Origin of the sequence: Fictibacillus sp. WQ 8-8 (assembly GCF_024494405.1) — a bacterium.
In the GTDB taxonomy this organism is placed as follows: domain Bacteria; phylum Bacillota; class Bacilli; order Bacillales; family Fictibacillaceae; genus Fictibacillus_C; species Fictibacillus_C marinisediminis.
This window is the reverse complement of the sequence record NZ_JAMXKG010000018.1, coordinates 12,093-33,474: the sequence shown is the minus strand read 5'-3', so window position 1 is coordinate 33,474 and position 21,382 is coordinate 12,093. Positions and strand designations below refer to the sequence as shown.

At 40.7% G+C, this 21,382-nt stretch carries 19 protein-coding genes; all 19 read left to right on the top strand.

What is annotated here, in order from left to right; all coding sequences use genetic code 11:
* Positions 1-28 precede the first annotated feature (28 nt).
* Positions 29-1,495 carry an SLC13 family permease gene (locus tag M1K46_RS22640; protein ID WP_256227800.1) on the top strand — a complete coding sequence of 489 codons (1,467 nt, stop codon included), beginning with the start codon at positions 29-31 and terminating at the stop codon, positions 1,493-1,495.
* Positions 1,496-2,328: 833 nt separating this feature from the next.
* Positions 2,329-2,529, top strand: coding sequence for a cold-shock protein (locus M1K46_RS22635; protein WP_026694123.1), 201 nt, complete (start codon positions 2,329-2,331; stop codon positions 2,527-2,529).
* 89 nt (positions 2,530-2,618) lie between these two features.
* A protein-coding gene (locus M1K46_RS22630) for an IS3 family transposase (RefSeq protein ID WP_256227799.1) occupies positions 2,619-3,979 on the top strand; the annotation gives its coding sequence in 2 pieces (ribosomal slippage) (positions 2,619-3,075 and positions 3,075-3,979; 1,362 coding nt in all).
* A 517-nt stretch (positions 3,980-4,496) separates the two neighbouring features.
* Positions 4,497-4,643, top strand: coding sequence for a sodium:solute symporter family transporter (locus M1K46_RS25930; protein WP_375162239.1), 147 nt, complete (start codon positions 4,497-4,499; stop codon positions 4,641-4,643).
* Between the two features lie 317 nt (positions 4,644-4,960).
* Positions 4,961-5,455, top strand: a complete 495-nt coding sequence (locus M1K46_RS22625; protein WP_256227798.1) for an Lrp/AsnC family transcriptional regulator — start codon at positions 4,961-4,963, stop codon at positions 5,453-5,455.
* A gap of 385 nt (positions 5,456-5,840) precedes the next feature.
* Positions 5,841-7,139, top strand: coding sequence for an MFS transporter (locus M1K46_RS22620; RefSeq protein WP_256227796.1), 1,299 nt, complete (start codon positions 5,841-5,843; stop codon positions 7,137-7,139).
* A 133-nt stretch (positions 7,140-7,272) separates the two neighbouring features.
* The gene (locus M1K46_RS22615) at positions 7,273-8,376 is read left to right on the top strand and encodes a CapA family protein (RefSeq protein WP_256227795.1); all 1,104 of its coding nucleotides are present in this window, start codon (positions 7,273-7,275) and stop codon (positions 8,374-8,376) included.
* A gap of 26 nt (positions 8,377-8,402) precedes the next feature.
* The gene (locus M1K46_RS22610; RefSeq protein WP_256227794.1) at positions 8,403-9,179 is read left to right on the top strand and encodes an SDR family NAD(P)-dependent oxidoreductase; all 777 of its coding nucleotides are present in this window, start codon (positions 8,403-8,405) and stop codon (positions 9,177-9,179) included.
* A 180-nt stretch (positions 9,180-9,359) separates the two neighbouring features.
* Positions 9,360-10,175, top strand: coding sequence for an SDR family NAD(P)-dependent oxidoreductase (locus M1K46_RS22605; protein WP_256227793.1), 816 nt, complete (start codon positions 9,360-9,362; stop codon positions 10,173-10,175).
* The gene (locus tag M1K46_RS22600; protein WP_256227792.1) at positions 10,172-11,350 is read left to right on the top strand and encodes a M20 family metallopeptidase; all 1,179 of its coding nucleotides are present in this window, start codon (positions 10,172-10,174) and stop codon (positions 11,348-11,350) included. Before M1K46_RS22605 ends, M1K46_RS22600 begins: the two co-directional genes overlap by 4 nt.
* Before the next feature lie 34 nt (positions 11,351-11,384).
* Positions 11,385-12,425, top strand: coding sequence for a ketopantoate reductase family protein (locus M1K46_RS22595; RefSeq protein WP_256227791.1), 1,041 nt, complete (start codon positions 11,385-11,387; stop codon positions 12,423-12,425).
* A gap of 55 nt (positions 12,426-12,480) precedes the next feature.
* The gene (locus M1K46_RS22590; RefSeq protein WP_256227790.1) at positions 12,481-14,232 is read left to right on the top strand and encodes a M28 family metallopeptidase; all 1,752 of its coding nucleotides are present in this window, start codon (positions 12,481-12,483) and stop codon (positions 14,230-14,232) included.
* Positions 14,233-14,247: 15 nt separating this feature from the next.
* Entirely contained in the window at positions 14,248-15,258 is a 1,011-nt protein-coding gene (locus M1K46_RS22585) for an NADH:flavin oxidoreductase/NADH oxidase (protein WP_256227789.1), read from the top strand.
* A 108-nt stretch (positions 15,259-15,366) separates the two neighbouring features.
* Positions 15,367-16,140, top strand: coding sequence for an aspartate/glutamate racemase family protein (locus M1K46_RS22580; protein ID WP_256227788.1), 774 nt, complete (start codon positions 15,367-15,369; stop codon positions 16,138-16,140).
* A gap of 134 nt (positions 16,141-16,274) precedes the next feature.
* A complete protein-coding gene (locus M1K46_RS22575; protein ID WP_256227787.1) occupies positions 16,275-16,442 on the top strand; it encodes a hypothetical protein in 168 nt (55 codons plus the stop codon).
* A 3-nt stretch (positions 16,443-16,445) separates the two neighbouring features.
* The gene (locus M1K46_RS22570) at positions 16,446-17,648 is read left to right on the top strand and encodes an MFS transporter (protein WP_256227785.1); all 1,203 of its coding nucleotides are present in this window, start codon (positions 16,446-16,448) and stop codon (positions 17,646-17,648) included.
* Positions 17,649-17,716: 68 nt separating this feature from the next.
* Positions 17,717-18,403: a hypothetical protein gene (locus M1K46_RS22565; RefSeq protein ID WP_256227784.1), complete on the top strand. Its 687-nt coding sequence runs from the start codon at positions 17,717-17,719 to the stop codon at positions 18,401-18,403.
* Positions 18,404-18,512: 109 nt separating this feature from the next.
* Entirely contained in the window at positions 18,513-19,940 is a 1,428-nt protein-coding gene (locus M1K46_RS22560; protein ID WP_256227783.1) for a sodium:solute symporter family protein, read from the top strand.
* A 44-nt stretch (positions 19,941-19,984) separates the two neighbouring features.
* The gene (locus tag M1K46_RS22555) at positions 19,985-21,364 is read left to right on the top strand and encodes an amidase (protein WP_256227782.1); all 1,380 of its coding nucleotides are present in this window, start codon (positions 19,985-19,987) and stop codon (positions 21,362-21,364) included.
* Positions 21,365-21,382: the final 18 nt, after the last annotated feature.

Sequence of the window (21,382 nt, the reverse complement as noted above, 5' to 3'; positions counted from 1 at the left end):
AATGATTATCTGGAGTGGGGAGAGAGCTATGGCAAACGTCGGTATTCGACAAGAAGATTTGGCAGTTCCACTTAAAAGAGGCCGATGGCTGGTTGTACTAAAAAGTCCGATTTTTATTGTTGTGTCCATTTTGTTATCGATCCTAGTCTACACACAATTGCCTGCAAATGTGGACTATGAACCTAGGGCGACTCTGGCTATAAGTACAGGGGCTATCGCTCTTTGGGTTCTAGAACCCATACCTTTTTCAATGACAGCCATTTTAATTTTGATCTTGCTTCCTGTATCAGGCGCGGTATCCATGGACCTGGTTTTGTCGGGATTTGCTTCCCCAGCCATTTTTCTTATTTTAGCTGGAATGATGCTGGCCTGTGGGTTAGATCAGACATTACTTGGAAAGCGATTGGCTTTTCAACTTTTATACTGGTTTGGTGAAAAACGTGGCGGTATTTTAGCTGGAATTATCTTAATTCCACAAATTATGGCTATTTTTATTCCTGCTGCAGCTGTAAGAACGACTATGCTATTGCCGATCGTATTTTCCGTTTTTTCAATTTTGGGCATCGAAAAAGGTAATGTACAAGGAAAGAAGTTTATGTTGGGTGCAGCTATAGGGTGCAATGTTAGCGGAACGGGGATTCTACCGGCTGCTATCGGAAACGTAGTTACCGTTGATCTTATTAATTACTATTTGAAACAACATATCACTTATATGGATTGGCTGATCCTGAGCCTTCCCCTGTGGTTGATTTTAATACCGGTCTCTTGGTGGGTGCTTAATCGTACATTCCCGATGGAGGAGAAAGTCCCGAAAGGGCTCAAGAAAGAGATGAAAAGGTTGATAGTTGAACTTGGGCCCATTACAGCTCAAGAAAAAAGAACTTTATTGATATTAACGCTTGTTTTTCTGATGTGGGCTATGGAAGATATCACGGGTTGGCCCCCAGTGATCCCGACCTTTATCGGAGTGCTACTAATGGCTACGCCAGGTATCAAAATCGCGAACTGGGAAAAACTTCTTGACATTAAATTTGGTCCGTTAATCCTGCTAGCGGTAACCCTTTCTTTGGGACGTGCCCTTTTTGAGACGGGTGCGATTAAACATATTTCCCAGTGGTTAGAAAATGACTATACGCTGTATCTTTTTTCACAACCGGCTTTATCTGTATTAACTGTGGCCATCCTAACACAATTGATACATAAAGTAACCTCAAATGTTTCAACGGCTGTGATTGCTACCGTCCCTGTGGTGATTTCTTTAGCGCAGCATGCAGGACAATCATCATCACCTCTTTTATTAGGATTTACCGCCGGAATAACATGCTTATTCGGATTTCTGTTTGTAGTTGAAACGATTCCTAATGTAATGGTCCAACAAACAGGGTGGGTGACTCAACGAGATTTCATTAAACCAGGATTATGTTTAACAATCATTACCACCGTTTTAACTTACGTGTTGGCATTAACGTGGTGGCCATGGTTAGGCTATTTATAGCTGACAAACATAAAAAAAATTGATAGATAGTAGTAATTAAAATGCAACGGGGCCGATAAATGTGGATAGACCAGCAGCTAAGCAATAAATGGCAAGTGAGTTGCCCTTGTCTTTCTGTCTGCTACCGACGCAATCACTTAAAGGCGCTAGCTAATTATCATCCGGGTAGCTATGTTTACTGTTAATTAGTTGTTCCAAGTTCCCTCAAATAGAGAATCTGAAGTTCGGGCTGCCCGACTTTCTATGCAGGATGAATGGTAAAATATGGTGTTTTTGTCTGCTCCTTTATTTCACTATGCCTTTCACGAAGCCTTTAGATCCCAAAGTTACTCTATCTATCCGTTAGCTTAAATTCAGTGGTTTTGAAATCCTGTGAATAAGCGAGTATTCGCAAGAAAATCGTATTAAACTGAGGGAGTTGATGAATACGTATTAAGTTACTCTACCTTCATGTATGAAAAAGGAAAAAGAAGGGGAATATAATTTTTGCGTTGGACAGGAAGAACCCTCTCACAGGAATATAGATGTAAGGTAACAATTTTTTTTATTTAAACATCGAGAAAGCTCTATCTGTTTTAGATACCAGGGCTCTTCTCTTCTTTTGCTGTCTCAATTAGAAGGAAGAGGTTAAACAAAGGTCATACTTCGCGTTGGTTTTAAATATTATTTATTTTCTTAAAATTTTGCTTTCTCTTCTGTTTTCTGTTAGAATAAAAAAGGATTATTTTTGTTCGGTGTAAAAGAAGTTTAAGTATTCGATTTTTCATCTTGATGATCACTTTGGGCAAGGATAGTAACATTTTGTGTGTTTAACGCACTAGGAGGAAACAATTATGGAACAAGGTACAGTTAAATGGTTTAATGCAGAAAAAGGTTTCGGATTTATCGAACGCGAAGGTGGAGAGGACGTATTCGTTCATTTCTCTGCTATCCAATCTGAAGGTTTCAAATCATTAGACGAAGGTCAAAAAGTTACTTTTGATGTTGAGCAAGGTGCTCGTGGACCTCAAGCTGCAAACGTTCAAAAAGCATAATAATTATTTATTTTATATAAAACAGGTCCTTTTTATGAACTGCACCCCAAATTTTAGACACCATCTAAAATTTGGAGGTGCTTTTTCTTTTGGCTAAATTTACTAAGGAAGATAAATTAGAAGCTGTAAAACGATATCTAGAAGAAGGCGAAGGGTGTTGTTCCATCGCTAATGATATAGGTGCGCATAAAAGTGTCGTTGAGTATTGGGTGAGGAGATATAAATACCACGGGGAATGTGCTTTTATCAAAAGCTATACAAATTACTCCGTAAACTTTAAACTAGACGTACTCAATTCTATGAACGAACATGGGACGTCTATCTTTGAAACTGCTGCGATCTTTAATTTGCCTTCTCCTTCTTCATTGAGGAACTGGCAACATGTATTGGAGACGCAAGGGTGGGCTGCCCTAGAACCAAAGAAAAAGGGGCGTCCAAGGATGAATAATAAAAATCAAAAGGCTTCCAAGAAATCGGCATCAGCTGAAGGATCCGTAGAAGCTCTTCAACAGGAATTAGAACAGTTACGTATGGAAAATGCGTATTTAAAAAAGTTGAATGCCTTAGTTCAAAACAAGGAAAAATCACCAAACAAGACAAAGCGCAAGTAGTCTATGAATTGAGGCATGAGTTCCCGGTGAAAGCCCTCATCAAGCTCGCGTGTATCCCTCGCAGTTCTTACTATTATTGGGTGAACAACAGGAACCGTCCTGACCCAGATGCGGAGTTGAAAAAGCTGATTCAGGCCATTTATGATGAACATGAAGGACGTTTTGGCTATCGTCGGATTCGTGATGAACTTAGAAATCGAGGACACAAAGTGAACCACAAAAAAGTTCAGCGTATCATGCAGGAAATGGGCTTAAAATGCCTCGTACGCATGAAAAAATACCGCTCTTATAAAGGAAAAGTCGGCAAGATTGCACCAAATATCTTAAATCGTAACTTTGAAGCTGAAAAGCCAAACCAAAAATGGGTTACAGATATTACAGAATTTAAGTTGTTCGGAGAAAAGCTGTATTTATCACCTATCTTGGACTTATTTAATGGAGAAATCATCACATATACTCTTGGTTCCAGACCGACATATTCCCTTGTCTCTACCATGTTAGACCAAGCTTTAGTACGTTTGACAGATAAAGATACGCTCCTGATGCATTCTGATCAAGGTTGGCATTATCAAATGAAACGATACCGAAAGGTCCTGGAGAAACATGAGATCACGCAAAGTATGTCTCGAAAAGGGAACTGTTACGATAACGCTGTGATGGAAATTTTCTTTGGGATTCTAAAATCTGAACTTCTTTATCTAAAGGAGTTTGAAAGTGTAGACCACTTTAAGATCGAACTGGATAAATACATAAAATACTACAATCACAAGAGAATTAAGGCAAAGTTAAAGGGTATGAGTCCGGTTCAATACCGTACTCATACCCTGCAAGCTGCCTAATGAAATAACCGTGTCTAACTTTTAGGGGTCACTTCATTAAAAGGGCCTGTTTTTTTGATTTCTAAAAAAAGCACAATAAAAAACCCGCTCAACGCAAGAGCAGGTAAATGGTACAAGTAAGTAAATGGTTTAACAAAGTATAACATAATGATTTAAGATTTCCTAATTTTTTCTAATTTTTTGTAATGGGGTATGGTACGTTTTTAACAAGGAAAATTTAAGATACTGTATCAACAAGAATGTGCTTGTCAACCTCAGTAATTGTTGTTTCCCCTATAAAAAATCAACCAAACCAGACGTTGACTAAATTACTACATTATTTTTTGTATTCTTTATATAACTCAATCATTGGTCGAATAGGAATGAAAAGTGCTCCTCCAGTCATCCATGCAAAGGCTAAACAAAGGACCCTTTAAACAAAGGCAAACTATACACATAGTCTTTTAAAAACCTGATTCCCGGCCATTTGGCAATTAATACTAGACTTAAACCAATCACAATTAATTGCTGAACTTCCATACTATGCTATTTAACGGTTTTTCCTTCACCCATCACTGCCACAGCGAATCTCCCTGTCTTACTATTTTCATTTTATTGGAATCGTCTCACTACTTTGGGGGCGACTTGGGGAATAATTGGAGGACTTATTGTAGCCGATATGTGAAAGCATTTCTTGTTCTGCTTTTGCTGGATTTCCTTCCTGAAGGCTAAATAGATACGTTCGTGATCTTCAACAAATTCCGCAAAACTCTTAAAACGGTTTTTTAAAATACAGTTTCGAATATAAAGGACTTTAGCGACTACAACTTTATCTCTAAAGTCAGCAAAGATAGAATCAATGATATTCAGATGTGGACTCGTTTTCATGTACTATTTTAAAAATAATGCATTATTTTAATAAAAAAATACATTATTTTTAATTTTACTATTGAAAAAATAAAAAAAAGACACTATGATAATAAAAATAGATGGAGGTATTGCATGGAGAAAAAACAAAAAAATTCTGTTTCACGTCAAAAAGGAACCGAATTTCAAATCGATGACGTGGACAAACAAATAATTCAATTCTTACAAATAGACGGTAGAAAATCCTATACCGATATCTCCGAAGAATTGGGCATTACAGTGGGCACTGTAAGAAACCGGGTCCAAAGACTGATGGAAAACGACATTCTCAAGATTGTCGGGGTAGTGGATCCCTTCAAAACAGGAACCGCTACGGTTGCCATGTTAGGGTTAAGGGTGAGGTTAAGTAAACTGGAGAATGTCATAAGCGAGCTTGTAAAGATCCCTTCTATTCGCTTTGTGGCAGCATCAACTGGAAGCTTTGATTTATTTGCGGAAATTATTACATCAAGCAATGAAGAACTTTATCGCATATTTACAAATGAACTAAGCAAAATTGATGGGATTGAATCAAACGAATCGTCAATGATTTTAAAAATTCATAAACAGTCATATGACTGGGTGGATTAAGCCCAAAGAGGATTGATTGTAATCTTCCTAGAGGAGGTCACGTTTATCCTCTATATTTTTTAAAATAATTTTTCTGAATATTACTCTAATTTTGTAAATTCTGATTTCATATAACATAGCTTCGAGTGATGTTCAATGTTTTAATTTCTTTTGCGAATGTCGCAACAGTAGACGAACCCTTCAGCTCAGATTGCGAAGAAAATTTCCTAAGTCTCTTTAAAAAAGAGATTAATAAAAAAGTTTCTGGTAGTAAGGAGGTGGTGTGTGCACCAAAAGGAGATTGTACAAGCTAGGGCCATCCCGCAAATACATGATGGATCTCGACACCTGTCTTGGGAAACTTAGAGGCACTTAAAAGAACTCGACTAACAAAAGGAGGATTTACATGCAACCATCTTATCAATTGGAGCAAGCCCCAACTGAAAAAAAAGTCCGTAAAGCGGTGATTGCAGGGGCAATAGGAAATGTATTGGAAATGTATGATTGGGCAATTTACGGATTATATGCAGCAATAATTTCAGATCAATTTTTTCCCGCAAGTGATGCCACTGCTTCTCTTTTGCTGACCTTTGGTGTTTTTGCTGTCGGTTTTATTATGAGGCCGTTGGGTGCTCTTTTTTTTGGACCACTTGGTGATCGGGTTGGACGAAAAAAGGCATTATCCATATCAGTTATCATGATGGCGGTTGGGACGGTTTTAATTGGTATCCTTCCTAACTATAATCAAATTGGCATTGCTGCACCGATTTTACTCGTCCTAGCTCGTTTCATTCAAGGTTTCTCTGCAGGAGGAGAGTGGGGAGGATCCACCACTTTTCTAGTTGAATATGCACCAAAAACAAGAAGAGGATTTTTCGGCAGCTTTCAACAGGTTAGTACAGCTGGAGGTGTTTTACTAGCAGCCCTTGTTTCATTGGCTTTTTCGTTAATGATGACACCTGAGACTCTTAATGCATGGGGCTGGAGATTACCCTTCCTAATCGGAATTCTCCCTGGATTACTAGGTCTTTATCTTCGTATGAGGGTGGATGAAACACCAAAGTTTAAGGAAATTGAAGAAACACAGGAACATGTAAAAATGCCTCTTAAAGAAATCGTTACTAAATATCCGATACCATTTTTAAAAGCTATTGGGTTTACGATTCATTGGACCGTTTCATATTATATTTTCATAAATTATATGCCAGCCTATATGAATAAAGTACTCAATTTGCCTTTCAGTACGGCATTGGCTGTTAATGTTACTGTTCTCTCTTTCTTTATTATTTTAATTCCGATTATGGGACATCTCTCGGACCGCATTGGGAGAAAACCACTGCTTATATGCTCATGCCTAGGATTTATCGTCTTATCGTACCCTATGTTTTTATTAATAGGGAAAGAAGGAATTTTATTCGTCCTATTACCTCAGTTTATCTTGGCTATATTTGAATCCATGTATTGCGGTACAGGACCTACTGCATTGGCTGAATTATTCCCTACAAAGGTACGTAATACGGCATTATCTGTGGGATATAATCTGGCTGTTGCAGTGTTTGGGGGGACTGCTCCATTCATGGCCACTTATTTAATTTCTGTAACGAATAGCAAAGTATCTCCAACCTATTATCTTATCGGATGTTCTATCGTTACCTTACTCGTTCTTTTTACTCTAAGAGAAACGAAAAATGACGAACTGGATTAATTCAATCCATAGATACATACATGATTCTTCCTTGGATTAGAGGGAGCAGGATTCCCTCTTTTCCTATCCTTTTGGTGCAGCATGTTGAAGTAACTTACTAATAAAAAGAAGAAAGCGAAGGAGTTCATTAAATATGAAAAAAAAATTCACGATTGCCGCGGTCGGGGATCTGGCTCCTCTGCGTAGTGTAACGGACTGCCAGCCAGCCGTAAATAAGGTTTGGGATTTATTGCGAAATGCAGATTTGTCCATTGCGAATTTGGAACTTCCTTTAACCAATTCTGAGGTAAGAGTAGATAAGGCGATTACGTTAAAGGCATCACCTAGTATAGCCCCTTCTTTAATGGAAGCAGGAATCGACGCGGTAACTGTGGCTAATAATCATGCTTTGGATTTTGGAGCGACAGGGCTTTTGGAAACAATGGAAGTCTTAAAGGCTTCTGGGGTTCATGCGGTTGGTGGAGGGATAAATATGGAAGCGGCCTCACAGCCTTTATTCATGGAGATCAATGGCATGCGGGTAGCTATTTTGGGTTTCTGTAGTGCATTACCAACCGGGTATGCCGCAGGTACAAATCGTCCAGGGATCGCTCCTATTCGAGCACATGCTAGATTCTATATTGATAATATGACACTGGATGAACAGCCAGGAATATCTCCATGGGTAGAAACCACAGTCAATCAGGGTGACCTAGAGTATGCTTGTAATATTGTAGAGTCAGCCAAAAAAGAGTCGGATTTTGTCATTGTGAATATGCATTGGGGAATTCCCAACGGATGGTGTGCAGCTTTCCAGGGACCTTTAGCAGATTATCAACAACCGCTTGGGCACGCTTTAATCGATGCGGGTGCCGACATTATTCTGGGGCATCATCCTCATGTAATACACGGTATTGAGAAGTACAAACATGGACTAATCGCCTATAGTTTAGGTAATTTCTTATTTCACAGTATGGGTGAGGATCACGAAATGAAACTAACAGTAGCATATCCTCCATATAAGGTGGACAGCCTGGAAACAGGGGAAGCTCGGGAAGCTGTGGTTGTGGAATTAGAAATGGAGAATAATAGATTAGTAAGCGTTCGATTGCTTCCTATTCATCTTAACTCGAAGGGAGAACCCGAGTTTTTAAACCCAGAAGCCTCAGAACGAGTATTAAAGCGACTCGAACAACAATCCTTAACGCTCGGTCTACCAATTTCAGTGGAAAAACAAGTGGGTAGCTTCTATTTATAGCAGATAACAAAAATGGAGGAGACGTTATGAATTTTGTTCGGAAGCGAGTTATCATCACTGGTGCTGCCGGATTGATTGGTACATGGATTGCCAAGGCGTTTGCTGAAAAAGAGGCATGCCTCTGGTTATTGGATATACGCAAGGAAGAGTTGGATGAACTAATAAAAGAGGATTCTTTTGGCAGGGCTTCGGAGGTTAGAATTGAACAGATCGATTTATTAGATTATGAGGCCATTCAATCATTTGCAAAAAAAGTAGAGGAAGCGTGGGGAGCACCCGATATAGTGATTAATAACGCCGGCGTGTACCCAAGCCAAATGTTATTAGATGTAACGCAAGAAGAGTGGGAGAAAGTGCTAGGGTTAAATTTACATGCTCCTTTCACGTTAACCAAAGAATTAGCAAAACAAATGATTCTGGAAAACGTTCAAGGATCGATTGTCAATATCATCTCGAGATCTGCTTTTGTTCCGAGATTGGGTTCCGGTTCTTATGCGGTTTCCAAGGCGGGACTACATATGTTGACGCGGTCGTTTGCTTTAGAATTAGCACCACATAAAATTCGAGTAAATTCGCTAAGTCCAGGTTTAACTCCTGGCAGTCAAGTCAATTCATTGTCAGAAAATTATATTGAGGCTATGTTAAAAAATATCCCGCTTGGCCGAACAGCGGGTCCAAACGACGCACCCCAAGCCATTCTCTTTTTGTGTTCCGAGCATGCTTCGTTTATCACTGGCGCTACTCTAACAGTGGACGGTGGAAATTCAGCAGGTATTTTCAACCTGCCGCTTAGTAACGAATAAATATTTTTACAAATGCTGTGGCAAGCTTCTTTTTGCAATCGTTGTCTGATTCCTGGTGTCCTAGTATCTACTCTAAGATTATTTACAAACAAATTCCAGAAGAATGTCTCAAGCCAACTCCAAAAAGAAAAAAGCAACATAATCTACCCACAATTAATGCGAAGGAAGGTCAGTTTCATAATGAATGATTCACTAGCTGGAAAAACAGCCGTTATCACCGGGTCTGCCTCAGGAATAGGGAAAGGCATTGCCAACGAATTTCTGAACGAAGGTGCTTCTGTACTTCTTGTAGATATTAATGAAGAAAAATTAATCGAGACCGTTTCCGAATTAAAAGGCGAACAAATGCATAACGATGTAGATTATCTGGCAGTAAACTTAAAAAACTTGAAAAACATGAATACGATCGTTGAGACAGCTATTTCAAAATTTAATAAATTTTCCATTTTAGTAAATTGCGCAGGCGTTTATCCTTCCACCTCTGCTTTAACTATTTCAGAAGAAGAGTGGGACAATGTTTACGAGTTAAATGTAAAAAGTACGTTTTTTCTATCACAAGCTGCCGCCAAACAAATGGTTAAGCAAGGTAATGGCGGCTCTATTATTAATATTACGTCAACGGCAAGCGAAGTAGCCAGACCGGGCGTAGCTCATTACTGTTCCTCTAAGGCAGCAGTAAAAATGATGACCCAAGTGTTGGCATTAGAATGGGCGAAGTATGGTATCCGTATTAATGCGTTAGGACCGGGACTAGTAGAAACGGAGACATTGCTTCAGACCTTGACCACGGAAGCGGCCCGCCGTGAACATGAAGAAAAACTAACATATAGTCCGATGAATCGGCCAGCATTGGTTGAGGAAATTGCAAAAGGAGTATTGTACTTTGCTACTAACCAGTCAAGCTATGTAACTGGTCAAACCCTTTTAGTAGACGGCGGCTACTCCGCAGGAAGGTTTTTCAACACATCTTTGGTTGAGGAGGAGGCAGCACGATGAATGAAACGCTTAAGTTTTTGAAAGAAAAAGAGAGTGAAATGCTTTCTACATTGCGGACTTTAGTAGAAAAAGAATCCCCTTCATTAAATAAAGAGTTAACAGATGAAGTAGGTGAGCTAGTCCTCGACACTTTTTGTGGGTTAACAGGAGGCAGTGCAACCGTCATTCCAAATCAAGAATATGGAAATCATATCCGCGGTGAATGGGGAGAAGGAGACGAACAAATTCTTATCCTAACTCATTTTGATACGGTGTGGCCGGAGGGAGAAATTGAGAGGCTCCCGTTCAAAATCGAAGACGGAAAAGTGTACGGGCCAGGTGTTTTTGACATGAAGGGAGGATTAGTACAGGGTATTTACGCGCTCCATGCTTTAAAAGAATTACAACGAAAAGTAAGCTGTAAGGTTGTCGTTTTATTTACATCGGATGAAGAAATCGGCAGTCCAACTTCTCAACAATTAATTGAGGAGGAAGCAAGGAAAAGTAAATTTGTTTTAGTCCTCGAACCCGCATTGTCGCCAAAAGGCGCTCTTAAGACATCTCGTAAAGGGGTGGCGATGCTGAATGTGGAAGTAAACGGTCTGCCTGCCCATTCAGGGGTGGAACCTGAAAACGGGATTAGCGCCATTGAAGAGCTCGCACACCAAACCATTTATTTGCACAGTCTGAACAATTATGAGCTTGGAACAACGGTAAACGTTGGTGTCATTAAGGGAGGTACCCATTCGAACGTAGTGGCAGCAAGAGCTGAAGCGGAAATTGATGTCAGATTTAACTCTCAAAAAGAGTTCGATCGCGTAATCCCCTTTCTAAAGAATTTAACACCTCATATACAGGGGACCGAAATCAGTGTAACAGGGGGAATCAACCGGCCTCCTTTAGAAAGAACAGAGCAAGTGGGAAAGATGTATGAACTTGCAAAGAATATAGCGCGAGACGAGCTGCATTTTGATTTGCTTGAAAAAGCTACTGGCGGAGGAAGCGATGGTAGTTTTACGGCATTGATTGCCCCGACATTAGATGGATTGGGAGCAGTGGGCGATGGCGCTCATGCAGAACATGAGCATCTAATTCTTTCGGAAATGCCTGTAAGAAGTGCACTGCTTGCATTATTAATTGAAAAGCTTTCAAGTGTGTCATTTGCCTATCATAAAACAAAAGTTACCCATTATTGAAATATACTTCTATGACTAGAGGAGCGAAATTATTATGAAAATAACGATTGTTGGTGCAGGCGCCATTGGAGGAGTCATTGGCGCCTATCTAGTAAAAGGAGGACAAGACGTAACGTTTGTTGATATAGCAGTAGATCATGTTAAAAAAATGAATGAACAAGGTCTTACAATTAAAGGCACAGAAACATTTACCGTTCCAGTAAAAGCGTACACTGCTGCGGAATTTGTCAAAAGAGACGAAGAACTGGAACTCGTCTTTCTCTGTGTGAAGGCCCAGCATACACGAGATGCCGTGCGCAGCTTTAAACATATGCTAACAAAGAATTCCATGGTGGTTTCGTTTCAAAATGGACTGTGTGAGCAGGAGATTGCCGATGAAATAGGAGAGGAACAAACGATAGGATGCTTTGTTAATCTTTTTGCCGATTATTTGGAATCTGGCACGATTTCATATGGTGGGATCGGCAGTGTATATATCGGTGAATTGCATGGAGAAATCTCTCCACGTGTTGAAAAAATAGTGAGCATATTAGCCTCATGGGGAAATGCCAGAGCAACGGATAACCTGTCTGGTTACATATGGGGAAAACTCAGTTATGGAGCTATACTTACTGCGACAGCCTTAACCAATGAAACAATTGCGGATGTGTTGGACAACCGCCAAAATCGAGCAATGTTAATGGATCTGGCATCAGAAATCTTGGAGGTTGCCAAAGAAAAGAAAATAAAACCTATGGGGTTTGACGATTGGGAACCAGGTCTTGCTTTTCCGCCTGAAGCAAGAAACTGGGATGAACTCCACGCTCAATTGGACAAGCTGGTCAGCAGGCTGAGAACATACTCTAAAACAAGATCGGGTATATGGCGGGATCTTGCGGTTCGAAAGAGGAAGACAGAAGTCCCATCCCACTTAACCCCCATTATCGCTGAAGGAAAGTCTTACGGAATCGATATGAGGTTAACGGAAGCAACCTTGTCCATGATTATTGAGATTGAAGAAGGTAAAAGGGAGCTGTCTATTGAGAACCTTGAATTGCTTCATTCTATCCATGAAGCAAATCTTGCCCGAAACTAACTGAGGTGAGTATCTAGTTAAATTGCAATATCTAATTATGAAAGGGGAATGAAAAATGTCAGTCAGCCAATCTATCTTTGTTTCTGAAAAAGCTCTTCTTAGCCAAGTTTCAAAAGAGAGGTTAATGGAGTTTACAAAAGAAATTTCAAAAGAAGTAAGGTTATCCGGTACAGAGGAAGAACTAAGGGCATTTCAATATGCTAAAGCTAAACTTGAAGAATTTGGGCTTGATACAGAACTGCAGTTTAATGATGCCTATATAAGCTTGCCTGGACAAGCTTTCCTCCAAGTTGGCGGGGAAGACTTTGAATGCATTACGCACTCTATGGCAAAGTCAGTTGAGAATATACAAGCAGAACTTGTATATGTTGAAAAAGGAACCGCTCCAGATTACAAGAATAGCAACGTAAGTGGAAAACTTGTTCTTGTGGAGGGGCTCGCTACCCCTGGCGGAGTAATTCAAGCGGCCAAACACGGTGCTGCAGGTGCCGTATTCATTAATGCCAAATATACGCATGAAATGATTGTTTCACCTGTGTGGGGCAACCCTACCCCTGATACGGTTGAACTCCTTCCTGATATCCCTGTGTTATCGGTAAATACCTCTTCTGGTGAACATATTAAAAACAAACTGCTGGACAATCAAGACGAATGTAAAATTTCAGCAGAAGTAGTTACGGGCGTCCGCCGTATTCCAACCTTAACAGCAGAGATAAAAGGACAGGAAGAACCGGAAAAATTTGTTTTGTTCAGCGGTCATATTGATTCTTGGCATTATGGTGCAATGGATAACGGAACAGCAGATGCCGTAATATTGGAAGTCGCCAGGGTTTTAGCTCAACATAAAAATAGTTTGAAGCGTTCGCTACGGCTAGCCTTTTGGTCTGGCCACTCTCATGGCAGATACGCTGGATCGGCCTTATATTGCGATACAAACTGGGAAGATTTAAGGGAAAATTGTGTTCTTCATATCAATATTGATTCTGTTGGGGCAAAAGATTCTACTGTATTAACGGAAGCCAACTGTATGGCAGAAACAAAACATCTTGCAGAAGATGCCATTGGCTCTCTTGCCGGAGCAAAGTTTGAAGGCGCTCGATTTGGCCGTGCCGGAGACCAATCATTTTGGGGTACTGGAACACCTTCATTGTTTATGGGGCTTTCAGAACAAGAGCCGTCTGATGAACCAGCTGCTGCCGCGTTTGGCCAATTATTCGGGGCAGGAAAGTCGGGTGGATTTGGCTGGTGGTGGCATACAACAGAGGATACAATGGATAAAATCGATCCTGATAATTTGGAGAGAGATTGTAGAATCTATCTATCCATTGTTTATCGGACAGTTAGTGAGCCCCTTTTATCTGTTCAACAGACAGAGGCAGTCAAGGACATTGAGGAAAGCCTAAAGTTTTGGCAGGACAAATCCCAAGGTCATTTCGATTTGTCATCTGCTCTAGATCGTGTGAAGGAGCTGAAAATTAAAGTACAGAGCTTTGAGCAAAAGCTCAAAACCATTAATCTGCAGGAATCTGGAAAGTTAAAGCTTGCGAATGAAACGATTATGGAACTTTCAAGACTTTTAGTGCCATTAAATTATGTCAAAGGCAGTAATTTCGGCCATGATTTAGCCATGAAACAATCACCTGTTCCAAAACTCGATGCCATTGAAAAATTAGTTTCAAGCCCTAAAGAAAGTATCGAGTACTTCTCCACACAAACTCAATTGCTAAGAAACTATAATGAAGTAAACTATACGCTTAAAAAAGCCATTCAACTAGTAGATGGCGCAAACCAAGGAATTGTCCAATAAAGGAGAGATAATGTTATGCCAGGACTATTCGATCCGATTGCAATCAAAGGTCTTGAACTTAAAAACCGTGTCATGATGTCATCGATGTGTCAATATCAGGCGGAGGGCCTTGATGGTGCTCCTGTTGATTGGCATTTCATTCACTATGTCTCCCGGGCTATAGGGGGGACAGGATTAATTGTTTTGGAGATGACGAATATAGAGCCACGTGGAAGAATTACAGAAAAGTGTCTTGGATTGTGGTCTCAGGAACATATTCCTCATTATAAAAGAATAGTTGACGCATGCCATAGTTACGGGGCGAAGGCAGGAATTCAGATAGCTCATGCTGGGAGAAAATCTGTCATTGAAAAAGGGGATATCATCGGACCTACAGCACTCCCTTTTTCAGAAAATTCCCCAATGCCTAGAGAGTTGAAAAAAGTAGAGATCGAGGAACTGATTGAAGGGTTTGGAAAATCCGCTGAGCTAGCGGTACAAGCTGGTTTTGATACGATCGAGCTGCATGGTGCCCACGGTTATTTGCTTCATCAATTTTTTTCTCCTGCCAGTAATAAACGGGAGGATGAATATGGAAGGTATAACCGGTTTCCACTCGAGGTCATTAAAGCGGTGAAAGCAAAAATGCCGGGGGATATGCCTCTTATCATGAGGATCTCAGCTGTGGAATATCGAGAGGGCGGATATGGTTTTAATCATATGCTAGAAATGATTCCTGATTTTATTGAGGCGGGAATCGATGCCTTTGATGTGAGCACAGGCGGAGATGGACCTGTCCGGCCAAAGGTTTACCCTGCATATCAAGCGAAGTATGCGGAAATCATTAAGAATACATTTCATGTTCCGGTTATAAGTGTCGGAAATTTGGAAACCCCGGCAGTAGCTGAATCTGTCATTCGCAGTGAAGTGGCGGATCTTGTGGCAATCGGCAGAGGAATGTTGCGCAATCCATACTGGGTAAAAGAGGCATCACTCCAGATCGGTGAAAACATTGACTTACCTGGTGTATATAACTTGGGTTATTAATTTTACAAACGTTCATTTATTTTCAAAACACGCATTTTAATGCGTGTTTTTGTTTTGGCATGGAAATTGCATAGTAAAAGAATGAAAGAAAAAAAGGAGGTTAGGGATTTGAAAATAGTTTATGTTTTACCGGGGCCGATGGGCCGTACTGAAGCAGGGCGAAAAGAAATGGATAGGAGACTGTCCATTTTGCGTTCCTATGCATGTCCTGATACTGAGGTGGATATTGTCGATGTTGATGAAGGCCCGGCATCTATTGAATCTCTTTACGAGGAGTATCTTAGTATTCCAAATACGGTAGATTTAATGTTAGAAATGGAAAATAAGGGATATGATGCGGCGATTCTGGGGTGTTATGGTGACCCGGGACTTGATGCAATCCGTGAGGTTACTGAAAAAATGGTTGTAGTCGGCCCTGGAGAAGCAGGTGCAATGGCTGCCGCTTTATCTGGTTACAGATTTTCCATTATTACTGTGACGAACAGCATTGTAAATCCGTTGTATCACTTGGTGGAAAAAGCGGGAGTTGGTAAAAAACTTGCTTCGGTGAGAGCGATTGAAACCCCAGTCCTGGAACTTGCCTCCAATAAAGCCCAAACCGTACAAAAGTTAATTGAAGAGGGGCGTAAAGCGATTGAAGAGGATCGTGCTGATACCCTTATTCTCGGATGTATGACCATGGGATTCTTAAACGTTGCCGAAGAAATGGCTGAGGAATTAGGTGTTCCCGTTATTAATCCCGGAAAGATCTCATTAAAATTTGCTGAAGCACTTGCAGGCGCAGGCCTGGTGCACTCTAAATTGGCATATATGACTCCTCCCAAGATTGCTTCCGGAGAGGTGTCAGGATCGAAAGAATTGCTAGTTCAAAAAAATCGATAACATGAGCTTGAATTACTTGCACTTGTTGGGGTTATATAGGTTCATCTTGAGGCTCCTAATACACCCTAAAGGTGGTAAGCGGATTAAGGTTAGAACTTAAATATGAACGATTTTTTATTAAGGAGTTGGATGCATTGCAAATCGCAAAAATAGAGGCCAAAGTGATCAGTACACCTTTCCAGGGAAGCTTTAACATGACGTATGATCAAATGCCTTCTTATCAATTAAAAGGCCATGCTGCTATTCCTTGTCGAGAAGGTTTAGAAACAGAAGACTTTTTTGAGGAATTTGTCGGGGTCTAAACCATGGGCCGAGTACAATGGTTTGTCGTTCTTTACGTAAGTTTCATCCATTTTATTGCGTTTGCCCATCGAATGGAAGTTGTTCCTTTCTTTACGGATTTGAAGGATACGTATCAAACCGGTTATGCAGAGATTGGAGGACTTGTATCCGCTTTTCTTTTGGGCTATGCCGTTTTCCAAATTCCGGCTGGAACATTAGCAGACCGATATTCTCCTAAACGATTAATCCTGATTGGCCTTTTAATCATGCTTTCCACGTCCTTTTTGTTTACAGTTACTCATTCTCTGCTATTATCATTGTTTTTGAGATTCTTAATGGGAGCTTCATCCGCTATGTTATTTTCTCCTGGAATCAAATTGATCTCCTCCTTCACACCTAAGGAAAAACGGGGGATGAGCATTGGGATATTAGAGGCTGCTGCCGGTATGGGAATGCTCCTTACATTGACCATATTTCCCATTCTTTCAGTCTATATCGAGTGGAATCTTTTGTTTGTAGTCCTTACCATTATTTTACTTCCTGTAATTGCACTCTTTGGTAAGGTGCCAGGGGAAAACCAGCCAGTAAATGAAGGACAATTGGAAAGGAGCAAAATGCCCTTTCTCACTTTGCTAAAAAATCCAAAGGTCCTCCGGTTAATGGGAATTGCTTTTTTCGGTTTGTTTGGACTCTACGGTTTTATCGCATGGCTCCCAACCTATTTAGAAACAAGTATTGGCTATTCTAAACAGGAAACAGGAATCATTATGGCAGTCACAATGGTTTCTCAGGTCATTATGGCACCGGTATCAGGAAAACTTTCCGATTGGATGGGTCAAAGGAAAGCTACGTTAATATATGGTTCGTTTTTAATGACGATTAGTTCATTATGGCTGCTGCTATTTCATAACATGGGGATCTATTTTGTTGCCGTTTTAATTGGCACCGGAATCTCCTGGTCGATGGCGCCTATGCTAACCCTTGCTACCGAAGTGGTTAGTGTGAACAAAGCAGGTTCAGTCATTAGCATAATGAACACTGTTGGCCAGCTGGCATCAGCAATTTCAGGTTTCGTTTATGGAATGATGTACGATTGGTTTGGTGATTTTCAAATGGTCTGGCTGGGATGTTTAATTGCTTTTGTTATCCGCATATTATTTTGTCTTGGAGACCTTGAAAATAAAAGAGCTATTGAACAAACAGACAGGAAAGAAGTCTCAACATAGAGGTGTGTGAAACTTTTTTACACCTTATTTTCAGAAGTTTCCAATTATTTATTTAAAGGGGGAGAATGATGAAAAAGGTATTGCTCTTCAGTATTATCGGGTTTTTTCTGTTTTCGGGAAGTGCTGTAGCTGCAGAGGTTTCACCGATTATCAAATCAGCGGACATTGATGTTGCCCTTGAAAGCGGAAAAGTGAATGTTACTGAACATTTTACCATTTCTCATGCGGAGGCCATTAAAAATGGGGAATTAGAGCATATTTTAACAACCAGTGAAAATAAGACTGCAAAAGATTTAACGATTACGTCTTCAAATAAAAATTTACAATTTGATAAAAAAGAGGGAAAAGTTCTTCAGAAAATACAAGTAAAGCTTCCTGATGGAGTAAAAGGTCAATTTGACTATGAGATTAAATACCATTATGTAAGCGAAGAGTTAACGAAAATTCCTCTTGTAATCCCTGCTATAAATGCTGAGGGAACCGGAAATGGAGTTACTCTTAAAGTCGACCTTCCCGAGGGGAAATACCTTCATGATTCATTCCCTGTTATTGACTCCGGGGACTCCGGGAGTGTCCAAGAGCGCATGATGAACGTGCCTAACTACTTAAATTTAAAGGTGGGGTCTTCCCCTGCAGGATTTTTTACCACTTCCAATATGTATACGATCTTTGGGTTAGTTGTCATCTTTGGAATCATAGTAGCCTGGTTGCTAAATGAACGAAAATCAAAAGTTGGAGGGGTAGCCAATGTTTAATTTAGGAGCACCTTTTGGGCTTTTCGTGATTTATGCCGTTCTTTGGATTGCTGGTTATTTTATCTGGGCAGTAAGAAGCGAAAAATAGTGGAAGGGGAGGGGGATGTCCATGTTTGAAGTTAGTCCTGTTTTTTATATCGTTCTTGTTTTATATTTTATTGTCATTCTTGGCATTGGATTATGGTCAGGTAAAAAGAATGATGGAACCGAGGATTTCCTGGTAGCCGGCCGGTCAATCGGGCCGTTAGTTGGTGGTGCAGCCTTTGCGGCGACACAGATGAGCGCAGGTACATTCGTTGGTACATTAGGCGTCCATTACTTAACAGGCGGAAGCTTTCTTTGGATTTGGTGTGGATTATGGTTCGGCTGGCTCATAGCAGCAACTCTCGTTGGCCCTAAGTTTCAGGCTTTTAAAGGACTTACTGTGCCGGATTATGTAGGAACAAGGTTTAACAGTAAGGCGGCTAGAGGGATATCAGCCCTTTTAATACTGGTGGCTTATACCGTTTATCTTACCGCTCAGTACCAGGCCGGCGGTAACATTATACAAACCTTATTCGGCATCCCTTTTATCTGGGGAGCCATTATTACCATTGGCATTACTCTCATCTATACGATGGTAGGCGGAATGAGAGCAACTGCCTATAGTGACTTTGTCCAGGCGATCATAATGGCCGGTTGTTTCTTCGCTGCTCTTCCATTGCTATTTGGCAAAGCGGGAGGAACCGAATTTGTGGGTGCCTTTCTCTCAGAATTCAGTCCAAATATGCTTAGCTGGCATTTCGGATTCAAAGAACTTCTTGGATTTGGTGCGGCATTCGGATTCTCGATGGCTGCAGCACCATATGAACTGGCAAGGATGTATACGTTAAAAGACAAAAAAACCGTTAAATTGGCCATTGGGTACTCATTTATTTTTCAGGCAATCGTAGGGATCTCTGTAGCGGCAGCTGCCATGGCGATTCGCACACTATATCCATATATGCCGTCACCAGATATCGCATCTACTATTATGGCCATTAACATTCTTCCGCCAGTTGTAGGGTCGCTCATTATTTTAGCCATTATATCCGCGATTATGAGTACTGTATCGGGAATTATGATGGTCTCAGCCTCGGCATTTTCACATGATTTTTATGCAACGATGATTAAACCAAATGCGAGTGATAAGGAAAAGATGACAGTGAATCGAATTGCTGTCCTCGTCCTTGGAATCATTCCCCTCTTTTTAGCACTGAAAAAACTGGATATCGTACAGTTTATCGTTGTTTTGCAGGCCTCGTTAACCGCCAGTTTCTTCTTTGCCACCGTCGTACTAGGCTTGAATTGGAAAAGGGGAACTGCGGCCGGAGCCATTGTTTCTATGATAGGAGGCTTCTTTACCGCTTTATTCTGGTATATCGGCGGTAACCCCCTTGGCTTAAATGAAGTCATTCCAGGGGTGATTGTAAGTGTTGTCCTGTTTATTGTTGTCAGTTTAATGACCAAACGAGTTCCTAATGAATCCCTCAAGCCATTTTTTAAAGATGTGACCTAATTAATTCACGTGTTACGGAAAAATTACGAAGGAGGAAACATCCATTGGCAATAAAAAATAAGGAAGATCTTTTATTTAAGTCGATCGATGAAATCAGTCAGCTATACCGAAGCAAGGTGGTATCTCCTGTTGAGGTATTGGAAGCAACCTTGGAATTGCAAAGGGAATTAGAGCCACGTCTAAATGCATTTATTACTGTTATGTCTGAAGCCGCATTGAACAAAGCAAGGGAGGCAGAAAAAGCTTTTGTAAAAGGGGAAGCTGCAGGCAAGCTGGTCGGTGTTCCAGTTTCGATCAAAGATATTTTTATGACGAAAGGCATTCGGACGACTATAGGGTCACGAATATTGCAGGACTTCGTTCCAGAAGGAGACTCTCATATATATGAGGCTCTCCAAAAAGCAGGTGCGATCGTGTTTGGAAAGACGAATATGCTTGAATTTGCTTATGGTTCAGTGCATCCTGACTATGGCCAATGCAATAATCCCTGGGATGTAACAAGAACTGCGGGGGGCTCCAGCAGCGGTTCAGCATCGTCTGTGGCGGCGGGTATCGGTTTTGCTTCGATAGGTACGGATACGGGCGGTTCTATCCGTCTCCCCTCCTCTTTTTGCGGAATTGTGGGTTTAAAGCCAACAACAGGACAAGTTTCTTCCAGTGGGCTGTTCCCTTTATCCCATTCATTTGATCATATCGGTCCGATGACGAGAACGGTTAGAGACAATGCCATTGTGCTGGAGAGCATTTCTTCCAAACCGGGCAACTTTGAATCAATTTTTACCGGGTCGATTAAAGGAACGAAAATAGGAGTCATTCGTTCATTAATAGATTCACTAACACATCATGAGGTTGAAGAGATCATCAATTCAGCCATAAACCGGCTTTCTGACTTAGGTGCTGAAATCATCGAGATAGAAATACCTGAGATTAGTAACGTAAAAGAATTTGCCTTTCCGATACTTCTTTCAGAAGCCTCCTATTATCATCAAAAGTGGTATCCTGATCGGTCAGCAGATTACGCAAACGGAACTCTGATGAACATTAAGGAAGGATTTAACATTTCCGCAGTCAGTTATTTAGATGCGATACAGAAGAAAAGGGAATTCACAGAAAAGGTCAATTCTGCATTTGAAGGTATGGATTTTCTGGTATGTCCGACTTCACCAAGTCCGGCAACGAAACGGGATCCTTCGTTTGAGGACACAGAGTATGACTTTACAGAAAGAACATTACCTTTTAATGTTTCTGGCCATCCGGCAATCACGGTTTCTGCCGGTCAAACACCATCGGGTAATTTGCCTGTAGGGCTACAATTCCTTGGTCGGCACAACGATGAAGCATCAATATATAATGCAGCAGATGTTTTTCAGTCGGCATCAGGAGGCTATAAGCATCCTTCTTTTACACAGCTGAATCACAAATAAAAAATTGGAGGTAAAAAC